Origin of the sequence: Idiomarina sp. UBA4206, assembly GCF_002383015.1 — a bacterium.
Lineage (GTDB): Bacteria > Pseudomonadota > Gammaproteobacteria > Enterobacterales > Alteromonadaceae > Idiomarina > Idiomarina abyssalis.
In genome coordinates, this window is sequence record NZ_DFTS01000019.1 from 25,724 (window position 1) to 29,508 (window position 3,785).

Consider the following 3,785-nt stretch of genomic DNA (forward strand, 5'->3'; position numbering starts at 1 on the left):
CGGGTCACTGATTCAGCCAATACATTCAGCAAGGTATGCATGGCTTCAGGGTCAGCAAACATTAGCTGCTTCACTTTAGAAAAGTTTTTGGTGCTGCCACCTTCAACCATATAGGTCGCCAGTGTCCATGGGCTTCCAGAGAAACCAATAAGCGGCACACTGCCATTCAGTTCATGACGGATAGCACGCACGGCATCCATAACGTAACCCAGCTCGTCTTCCATATCGGGCACGGCCAGGTTTTTAATAGCGGCCATACTGCGTACCGGGTCTTTAAACTTTGGCCCCTCACCTGTTTCAAAATATAAGCCCAGACCCATGGCGTCAGGAATGGTCAGAATATCACTGAAGAGTATGGCGGCATCCAGGTCAAACCGGCGCAACGGCTGCATGGTCACTTCGCAAGCGAGTTCAGTATTGCGGCATAGTGACATAAAGTCGCCTGCCTGCGCGCGCACTTCTTTATACTCAGGTAAATAGCGTCCAGCCTGACGCATCATCCAGACGGGAGTGCGATCAACAGGTTGTTTTGCCAATGCACGAAGGTAACGATCATTTTTAAGCGCCGGAGCGGTCATAGCGAATCCAATTTTTAATCAACATCAATGCCCGGTATTTTATCAGTCCGCAGGCATTGGCTCCATGAAAACTTGTGCTTACCTCTTTTGAGAGAGATCAATCAAGGTTCTTGCTATGGTTCCCTCGGGGGGGATCATGGGCAGATTATCAAAAGCAAACCAGTCGCCGGTAATCAGTTCGTGTGGGTCAATATGCAGCTCACCTTCTGCCCACTCAGCGGTAAACCCCATCATCAATGAATGAGGGAAAGACCAGGGCTGACTCAAATGGTATTGAATGTTCTTAACGCGAATTCCTGCTTCCTCATGAACTTCTCGCTCTAATGCCTGCTCCAGACTCTCACCCGCCTCAACAAAGCCAGCGAGAATGGAGTGCAGTCCGGCTTTATGTCGCTTACCCTGAGCCAATAAAATGTTATCGCCTTTGCGAATAGCCACAATAATGCACGGCGACACTCTGGGGTAACAGCGATGCTGGCATTGGTTGCAGTGCATTGCCAATTCCCATTCGATAGCCTGCATCCGCGCACCACAGCGACCGCAGAACCGGTGTGTATTGAGGAAGTCACTGAACTGGCGTGCCCTGCCAGCCATTGCAAACTTTTCCATGTCTTCAACGGCAAGAAGCTGTCGCAAGGGAGCAAACTCACCTCCTGTAAATTGCTCATCCATGTAATCTGCCATTACCAGATAGCAACTGCGCTCACGCAGCTCACCTATCTCGACAACCCGGTATTCATCCAAATCCGGGAAGCTTAGCTCCTGTAAACAGCCAAATGGCACTTCGCCGGCAGCATCTAAGAAAAGGTGATCGGAGCTGACGACGAACCACCATGCTGGTTCATCATCTGCAGGTTTTGAATACAAAGTGGCCATAATAATTCCGCGTATCGAATCCGCTGAGTTTTCTGTAAAATCAGTTGAGTTCTAATGCTTCTGAATTTACATTAGGTACTGAAACTATAAACGGAGAGTATCATGTTAAGCCGTAATGAGCAGGCAAAAAAGCGCTGGGGTGGCGCTCATAAAAGTATCGATATCTGGTTGTCTGAACGCCAGGACTTATTAGTTAATTACTTTAAGCTTGCCGCGCTCCCTCCTTACGAAAGCATCCGTCAAGGCTTACCTGATGTTGTCGATATCCGGAACTTTTGCGGTCAGCTGGTCGACTATGTATCAAGCGGTCATTTTGAAATTTATGATCAAATTGTGCGCAAGGCCAGCTCGCAGGGAAACTCTGTTGATGACCTAGCCGATGAGCTATTTCCTTTAATTTCTGACACGACCGAGATTGCCTTAGACTTTAACGATAAATACGGGGATATCAGTTCCACGGACCACTGTGAAACCTTCGATAGAGATTTATCTGCATTAGGCGAGGCGCTTGAGTTAAGAATGGAATTTGAAGATAAACTCCTCAACCATTTAGACGAACATAACCTAATACCCGCCTAGCACAGTTACCAACAAAAAAGCGCCGGCAAATCTACCGGCGCTTTTATCAACTAAGCCGTTCTTACTTTTGTTCTGTATCCAGTTCGTCTTTTTGAACATTCAGCAATTCAACAGTAAAAATTAGCGTTGAATTTGGTGGTATCTGGCCACCACCCACTTCGCGCTCACCATAAGCCAGTTCAGCCGGAATCACGAAGCGATATTTACCGCCTTCTTTCATCAGCTGCAAACCTTCTGTCCAGCCAGGAATAACGCGGTTCAATGGAAATGATGTTGGCTCGCCACGCTCGTAAGAGCTGTCAAACACCTCGCCATTTACCAGCGTACCTTCATAGTGAACTTCAACCATGTCGGTTTCTGAAGGGCTGACTCCATCACCTTCTTCCAGCACTTCGTACTGAAGACCTGAGTCAGTGGTTTGCACACCTTCTTTCTTCGCGTTTTCAGCTAAATAAGCCTTGCCTTCTTCTTCTGACTTTTTACCTAAAACGTTTTGGCGCTGTTCCATGACTTCCTGACGCATCGCGTTTAGAATTTCTTCTGCTTCTTCATCAGTCAGTTGAGGATCACCTTTTATCGCATCGACAAAGCCGGCAATAACAACATCACGCTCAAGCATATAATCCGCTTCTTCCTGACGCTCCAGGTTACGCGCGATAAAGCCACCAACAGACGAGCCTAAGGCATACGCCTGCTTATCTTTCTCATCAACTAATTCAGTGTCATTAGCAGGAAATTTCTCTTGTGAACAAGCAGTCAGCGCCAGCGCGATGGCTGAGATAGCTAACGGCTTCATCAGTTGTTTCATCGTTTTCTCCAATTATCGTCTTGCATCCTTTCGGACTATGCCATAATAGTGTTATGTAACAGACCCATACTACACAACCATAAGGAACTTGCCTATGCCTTTTCTCAAGCTGTGCAGCGCACTCATGCTGCTCATTGCCATGGCAGGTTGCCAACCATCACCAGAGAAGGTCAATAAAGCAATTCATGCGGAAAATGGCACCTACGCCGCCGATATAGCTGATGATGGCAGTTTCAGTCTGGTTTCTACAGATGAGACCGGGTTACTGCTTTGGCCACGTTACGCCACCAATGCAAAGTATCAGTGGCAACATAATGAAAGTGAAGTTTCGCAAATTATCGATGTTGATATCAGCGCAGATGGCGCAGTTGCCGTCGCTGCTTCTCGTAAAGAGTTCTCCATGTGGGACATTGAGAGCGGCGAAAACTTAGGGTTCTGGAAAATAGGTTCCGGGGGTATACAAAAGCTTGTCGTCAGTAAAAAGGGCGGAACAGTGGTGCTGGGCAAGCGTGATGGCACACAGGTTGCTTTTAACCCTGCTCCAGGTCGGCGCATTGAATTTTATGGTCATACCGAAACCATTAATGCACTGGATATTTCTCCCAACGGTTTTTATGTGCTCAGCGGTTCTAATGATCACTCAGCCATACTATGGGATACCCGTAGCGGACAAATTGTCCACCGCTGGCCACTAGACGGACGCACCACGCAGGTTGCTCTGCACCCCGATGGACATTTCGCATTTATTGCAGACGCTACCGATAACGCCGTTATCCGCTCTCTCCCTGATGGAAAAACCGTTTCCAAACTTAAATTCATGGAGCGTCATAAAGTTTTTAGCGCCGCTCGCTTTAGCGCATCCGGTGACTATCTCCTTACCGGGTCACCATCACGTCAAATTGCAATTTGGGACACAGCGACAGGGAAACAACTCTCGCATTGGC

General features: G+C 47.8%; 5 protein-coding genes. 2 read left to right on the forward strand and 3 right to left on the reverse strand.

The features are described from left to right. On the reverse strand, positions 1-578 hold a 578-nt coding region (locus B3180_RS04010; RefSeq protein WP_286843190.1), incomplete at its 3' end, for a uroporphyrinogen decarboxylase family protein. Positions 579-656: 78 nt separating this feature from the next. After that, positions 657-1,454, reverse strand: a complete 798-nt coding sequence (gene nudC / locus B3180_RS04015) for an NAD(+) diphosphatase (protein WP_286843192.1) — start codon at positions 1,452-1,454, stop codon at positions 657-659. A 102-nt stretch (positions 1,455-1,556) separates the two neighbouring features. On the opposite strand from nudC, the gene rsd reads away from it, so the two are divergent. Then, positions 1,557-2,033 carry a sigma D regulator gene (rsd, locus tag B3180_RS04020; protein WP_278358848.1) on the forward strand — a complete coding sequence of 159 codons (477 nt, stop codon included), beginning with the start codon at positions 1,557-1,559 and terminating at the stop codon, positions 2,031-2,033. A gap of 61 nt (positions 2,034-2,094) precedes the next feature. Here rsd and fkpA read toward each other — a convergent pair whose 3' ends face one another. Next, on the reverse strand, positions 2,095-2,841 hold the full coding sequence (gene fkpA / locus B3180_RS04025; RefSeq protein ID WP_222235861.1) for an FKBP-type peptidyl-prolyl cis-trans isomerase: 747 nt from the start codon (positions 2,839-2,841) through the stop codon (positions 2,095-2,097). Between the two features lie 94 nt (positions 2,842-2,935). Between fkpA and B3180_RS04030 the strand changes: the two genes are divergently transcribed. Then, a partial coding sequence (locus B3180_RS04030) for a WD40 repeat domain-containing protein (protein ID WP_286843194.1) occupies positions 2,936-3,785 on the forward strand: 850 nt, incomplete at its 3' end.